5 protein-coding genes are annotated in these 6,570 nt (G+C 44.0%); 1 reads left to right on the top strand and 4 read right to left on the bottom strand.

What is annotated here, in order from left to right:
- The first annotated feature begins 143 nt into the window (after window positions 1–143).
- Window positions 144–1,844, top strand: coding sequence for an AMP-binding protein (locus I3255_RS05830; RefSeq protein WP_238037762.1), 1,701 nt, complete (start codon window positions 144–146; stop codon window positions 1,842–1,844).
- An 87-nt stretch (window positions 1,845–1,931) separates the two neighbouring features.
- Here the strand turns inward: I3255_RS05830 and I3255_RS05825 are convergent, their stop codons facing one another.
- The 4 genes from I3255_RS05825 to I3255_RS05810 form a co-directional block, all read right to left on the bottom strand.
- Complete coding sequence (locus I3255_RS05825; RefSeq protein WP_269117273.1) at window positions 1,932–2,801, bottom strand: SDR family oxidoreductase; 870 nt, start codon at window positions 2,799–2,801, stop codon at window positions 1,932–1,934.
- A gap of 203 nt (window positions 2,802–3,004) precedes the next feature.
- The gene (locus I3255_RS05820; protein WP_238037760.1) at window positions 3,005–3,766 is read right to left on the bottom strand and encodes a histidine phosphatase family protein; all 762 of its coding nucleotides are present in this window, start codon (window positions 3,764–3,766) and stop codon (window positions 3,005–3,007) included.
- Between the two features lie 42 nt (window positions 3,767–3,808).
- Window positions 3,809–5,053 (bottom strand): phosphotransferase family protein, encoded by a 1,245-nt coding sequence (locus tag I3255_RS05815; protein WP_238037758.1) that lies wholly within the window; start codon window positions 5,051–5,053, stop codon window positions 3,809–3,811.
- Window positions 5,054–5,243: 190 nt separating this feature from the next.
- A complete protein-coding gene (locus tag I3255_RS05810; RefSeq protein WP_238037756.1) occupies window positions 5,244–6,509 on the bottom strand; it encodes an acyl-CoA dehydrogenase family protein in 1,266 nt (421 codons plus the stop codon).
- Window positions 6,510–6,570: the final 61 nt, after the last annotated feature.

Below are 6,570 nucleotides of genomic sequence, written 5' to 3'. Positions count from 1 at the left end.
GGACTCTGTACTTTAGCAGTATGTGAAAACAAAGGATAGCACTCGACAATTCATCGCTCAAAAGGCACTGATGTATATCGTCGACATGGATGTGACTACTTTTTTATAGAACCTTAACTTATCTTAATTTAAGGACGCTAGGCATGACAGCAGATAAACCTTGGCTTGCTCAATACCCAGAAAACGTACCCAAGACCATTAACCCTGATCAATATGAAAGCCTCATAGAACTATATGAAGAGTGCTTCAATCGTTTTCGTATGCATCCGATGACTATCTGTATGGGTGTGACTCATACCTATGATGATGTTGATAAGGCGTCACTGGCAGTAGCAGCATGGTTACAAGCTCAAGGCTTACCTAAAGGCAGCGTCGTGGCACTTATGATGCCAAATGTCCCACAATATTTGCCAGTCATGATTGGTATCTTACGCGCAGGCTATGTCTGCACCCCTATTAACCCACTGTATACCGGTCGTGAGCTACGTCATCAATTAAATGATTCAGGTGCTCAGGTGATTTTTGTGGTGGACAATTTCGCTCAAGCGCTTGAGCAGGTCATCGAAGAGACCAATATCAAACGTATTATCCTATCAAAAATGGGCGATATGATGGGCCTAAAAGGTATTTTGGTGAATACGGTTATTCGGCAGGTCAAACGCTTGGTGCCCAAGTACAACCTGAATGACCCAAAGTACAATGTTACCAAGTTTCCTGAAGTGCTTAAGAAAGGTAAGAACCTTCCTATTCAAGCACCTAAAGCCACCATGCAGCAGAAAGCTATTTTGCAATATACCGGTGGAACAACAGGGTTATCTAAAGGTGCCGTGCTGACTCAGCGTAACGTCGTCGCTGCTGCTATGCAATCAGAAGCATGGTATCGTCCAGTTACCTCAGATATCAATGAGGTATATATCAATATGGTAATGGCATTGCCGCTATATCATATTTTTGCCTTTATGCTTAGCTTGCTTGGTATGCGTTCAGGTTATACCTTTGTGTTGATACCTAACCCACGTGATATGCCAGGGTTTATCAAAACGCTATCAAAACAACCGTTCCATATTTTCCCTGCGGTAAACACTTTGTTTAAAGGTTTACTTGATCAGCCAAATTTCAAAGATTTAGACTTTAGCTCATTGCGTATCACGCAAGCCGGTGGTATGGCAGCAACAGAACAAACGGCCGCACGCTGGTTAGAAGTTACTGGCTGTCCGATGGTTGAGGGTTGGGGTATGACTGAAGGTGTTGCAGCGGGTACCGCCAACGTCATTACTGATCGTAAGTTCAACGGTACAATCGGCATACCGGTTCCGAGCGTTGACATCATCGTAGTTGATGATAATGGCAAACGTGTTGGATTGAATCAAGCTGGTGAGATGTGCATTAAAGGTCCTAACATTACTTCCGGTTATTTCAACAAAGACAATACGAACGATTTCACCAGCGATGGCTATTTCCGTACTGGTGATATCATTAGCATGGACGAAAAAGGCTATATCACCTTACTGGATCGTAAGAAAGACATGATCTTGGTCTCAGGTTTTAATGTGTTCCCGAATGAGATCGAAGCCGTTATGCTTGACCACGAGTGTATCGTTGATTGCGCCGTGATTGGCATCCCTGATGAAAACCAAGGTGAAGCCGTCAAAATCTATATTGTCCCTGCAGATAATAATGTCACCAAAGAAGATATTAAAGAATTTGCACTGGATAATTTAACCGGTTATAAATGCCCGCGTCATATTGAGTTTGTCAGCGAACTACCAAAAAGCAACGTGGGTAAAGTATTGCGTCAAAAGCTACGTGAGCAGCACATATCAAACAACCCGCAAACGTTGTAATCTGTATATTATAATTTTGCCATAGAGACAAAAAAGCCCACTATTATTAAAGTGGGCTTTTTGTTTTTATTGAACGAGCGTATCACATTAGCTCAATCGACTCATTACTTGCAGCGGCAAACGCTTCATTGCCTGACCTACAATCGACCATGGCAAGCTTGGTACACACGCTTCTTCCACACCTGCTTCAATCGCTGCAACAATCGCTTTGGTACCGGTATCAGTATCCACTTCAAACGGTAATGGCTTGGCATTCGTATTAATCTCAGTACGGATATAACCGGGATAAATAGTAGAGACTTTAATAGGCAACTTAGTCAATAGCATATCAGCACGAATCCCTTCTGCAAGATGCGCCAAACCTGCTTTACTCGCGCCATAAGCCGTCAGATGCTTAGGCAGGCCACGCATCGCTGACATGCTCGACATGACGACCAGATGACCACTGTTTTGAGCCCGAAAGATATTCATCGCCGCTTCGCATTGTGCCAATGCCGAGATGAAATTAATCTCAACGGTACGGCGGTTGGTATCAAAACGTCCTTTACCAATACGGCGACTATCACCAATCCCTGCATTGACCACGATACGATCAATATTGCCAAAGTCAGCAGCAAATGCATCGAATACTTTAAAAACAGCATCATAATCACTGACATCTAACGCTTGGTATTCAACGCGTATATTAGGATATGCTGCTACCAGCTCTGACTGCAAGCGCTCTAAACGATCAGTACGGCGCGCACATATGGCAAGATTATAACCAAGCTTAGCAAACAATCTTGCCATACCCTCGCCCAATCCTGAGCTTGCTCCTGTGATCAGGACGGTTTTGCCTTGACCAACCTGCTGTTTGTTTAGGTCTTTTAGATAGCGTGATGGCTGAACGGCGCTAAACACCTGAGCTTTACTTTGTTTGGCGCTTTTAGTTACCAAATTGATCAATTTATTTTTCATAGACAATCCTGTTTATATCAATATTAGATAAAATCGATAGCCTATAATATCGCAAATCGATAGATTGAGCTTGTCAGTTGTAAAAATAAACGAAAAATAGTCAACAAATATAATGATTGACGTCAACTATATACGTAGCGGTCACATATTTAGAATAGCTACTTTATCACGGCTTTAATATATCACTACGATGTGCTGTCAGCCTAACGCCACGTCACAAAAAGCTTACCTTCAGAGAATAGATGACTGTATTCATTTAAAGACAACAAACGCGTACTCTGATTTTTTAAGGTGATAGATGTTACGCCTGTATTTACTAAGCTTTTATTTAACTGATAAGCGGTTTGGCTGCCTTGTTTCAAGAGCTGCGCGGTAATGGCAGCGATGACGCCACCTGAGGTAAAGACCAACACTGTACTGTCCTGATCTAGGCTCATATGGACTATTTTTGTACGTACTTGTTCAAGCGCTTGCTGTGCACGCTCATTGAACTGCGGCCAGCTTTCAATATAGTCCTGATCATTGTTGCCACCATGCCAGCGCTGCATCGCTTGGTCAAACAGCTCAGCAAGACGCCGATTTGGTGATTGAGCATTGGCAATTTCAGCGGATATCTCAGCTTGGTTATCAAAATCACCAGCGGCTTTCACAAACACATCTTTGTGATTGAACTCGTCAAATTGCGGCAGAATATAGCTTTCAGGCTCATCAAAGTTGATGGCTGTCGCAATGGCCATGTCGTCATTATTGGCCTGAGCAAAGGGTTGATACCCTTGCCAAAAATGGCGAGCAGAGTCTTGTTGCCTGACCAGATTACCCGTAAATATCGCATCGATACGGCGCTGGGTATTTGCATAATGTTGACCCAGCATTTTTGCCTGAGTACCGCCCAGCTCTGACAGCCGATCATAGTTTTCTTGACCAAAAGAAGCCTGACCATGACGGGCTAAAAGTATGGTTGTCATAAAATACTGCCTTTTATTATATTGTCCAAATTGCGGTTTTTCTTATACTTCAGCTGAATCAGAGGGCTTAGCAAAATAGCCTTTTGGTAAAATGCCTTTCACTACTTTTTGAACAGGGCTTGGCAATTTCTCAATCGTCGCAGCATCTACTCCTCTGTCTTCCAAATGCGGCTGAACGTGTGCATTAAACAGAGCTTCGCCTTCATATTGCGCAATCAGTTTGAGACATTTGGCGTGCATGACATGTATGGCGAGCCACGCGTTTTTAAATGCTGGGTTGGTGGTTTGCTTATGGTAGTAGCGATAGTAGATTTGCTGAATGATACCTGATAGACGAAACAGTCCAAACACTTCATAAAAGGTCCAGTTATCTATCTGTAGTCCAGACTTTTCTAGATAATAAGCAACCACTTCATCACGCGTCATCATACCTTTTAAGTGAGTTGGCTGACGACGAAACTGCTGCATGACAATATTGTCATCTTCTTCAATCCAATAGGCCAATGCACTACCCAAATCCATTAATGGATCGCCAAGGGTTGCCATTTCCCAATCAAGCACACCAATCACTTTAGTCGGCTCGTCTGTATCGAGTATGACGTTGTCAAAGCGCCAGTCATTGTGAATAATGCATGTTTTGCTATCAGCAGGCGTGTGCTTTTTGAGCCACTGTCTGACCAAGGCAAAGCTCGGTACGTTAGGGGTCTTCGCTTTGACATAGCGCTTGTCCCAGCCACTAATTTGGCGGGCGCAATAGCCATCACCGCGACCCAAATCAACCAAATCAGGATGCTCGGTATAGTCTATCTGATGCAGCTCTACCAACGCATCCAAAACATTGGTACAAAGTAGACGGGTTTGTTCAGGATTCAGATCGACACCTTTTGGTAAATTGGCACGGGGAATGATCCCCTCCATACGCTCCATGACATAGAAATCAGCACCGATGACAGATTCATCTGTACATAGCGCAATCATCTCAGGTACGTAAGGATAGGCATCTTTTAACGCCTTTTGAACGGTATATTCGCGTACCATGTCATGTGCAGATTTTGCTTTGGTACCTTTTGGTGGTCGACGCAATATCAAATCTTGACCTTTATTATCGCCTTCATATTGCAAGCGATACGTCCAGTTTGATGCGCCGCCTGAGAACTGAGCGACTATAGGCTCGCCTACGACATCGACACCTTGACTACGCAGCCATGCGCTTACCGCTTTGGCATCAAGCTCCTCACCCTCACGTACGGCACCGCCTTTATCGAGTACTTTATTATCAGTTGCCATGAGACAATCCTTATCCTGTGATTACTTATTTTTATAACATCTAGTAGTAGTCGTAAAATAGTTAATAATGAAATAGTATTAGTGGTGAAAAATTCACTACTAAATCGCTAGTAGTGAATTTTCAATTTATTTTATTTTTAACGACAATGGCATGAGCAAGTTAAGACCCACTCACACACATTGATTAATATTAGGCTTTGTTAGACTTAGAACGGCTAAAACCTTGACGTTTTAGCTCTAGCTTGGCAATCATCGTTTTATGTACTTCATCAGGACCATCTGCTAAGCGCAGTACACGTGCTTGCGCATAGAAGTTCGGCAACAAGGTATCTTGGCAAACACCCATGCCACCGTGAATCTGAATCGCCATATCGACCACTTCTTGTAGGACAGTTGGCGCAACGACTTTGATAGCAGAGATTTCAGTCAATGCCGCTTTGGTTCCTTGAGCGTCCATTTTTTGCGCCGCATAAAGGGTTAGCAAACGTGCTTGGTCAATCTTGATACGCGCCTCACTAATACGCTCAAAGTTTCCGCCCAATTGTAGTAGCGGCTTACCAAAAGCAGTACGTGACATACCGCGTTTCACTGCCAACTCTAAAGACTTCTCAGCCGCACCAATACAACGCATGCAGTGATGAATACGACCTGGTCCTAGACGACCCTGCGCAATCTCAAAGCCTTTACCTGGCCCACCAATAAAGTGGCTGACGGGCACACGTACATTATCAAAGCTGATCTCACCGTGCCCGTGCGGTGCATCGTAATCGCCAAATACTTTCAGCATACGCTTGATACTCACACCTGGTGTATTCACTGGTACCAATACCATTGAATGCTGATGATGACGGTCTGCATCCTCGTCAGCGGTATAAGCCATAACAATTAAAACATCAACCGCAGGATCACCAAGACCAGATGACCACCACTTGCTACCGTTGATGACAATTTCATCACCATCGACCACGGCGGTTGCTTGCATATTGGTGGCATCGCTTGAGGCCACATCAGGCTCAGTCATACAAAACACTGAGCGGGTCTCACCTTCTAATAGCGGCGTGAGCCATTTGTCTTGCTGCTCTTGTGTACCATAGCGCCATAATAGCTCCATATTGCCGCTGTCAGGCGCATTGCAGTTAAACACATGCGGCGCGAGCAAACTGCGACCCGTCAGCTCTGCAATCGGTGCATAGTCAGTCACCGACAGCCCTGCGCCTAAGGTGTCATCAGGTAAGAATAAATTCCATAAACCCTCCTCGCGTGCTTGTTTGCGTAAGCTTTCATAGGCTTCTGGCCATTCCCAGTTTTCCCAATTGCCATCAGGATTTTTCTTATGACATTCTTCCCAGAATTGGGCTTCGATGGGTTCAATATGCGTTTCAATGAACGCTTTGACTTTGCCATGCATGGCTTGACCATGTTCCGTTGCAGTAAACATTAAATTGTCGTTAGACATAAATGACTTCCTTTTCTTTATTGATTGTCTAAATCAGGTTTTGACAAAAAGCTCTACTAGA

The sequence above is a fragment of the Psychrobacter sp. Ps6 genome (assembly GCF_022129235.1).
In the GTDB taxonomy this organism is placed as follows: domain Bacteria; phylum Pseudomonadota; class Gammaproteobacteria; order Pseudomonadales; family Moraxellaceae; genus Psychrobacter.
The sequence above is the reverse complement of the archived record's forward strand: the minus strand, read 5'-3'. Positions and strand labels throughout refer to the sequence as shown.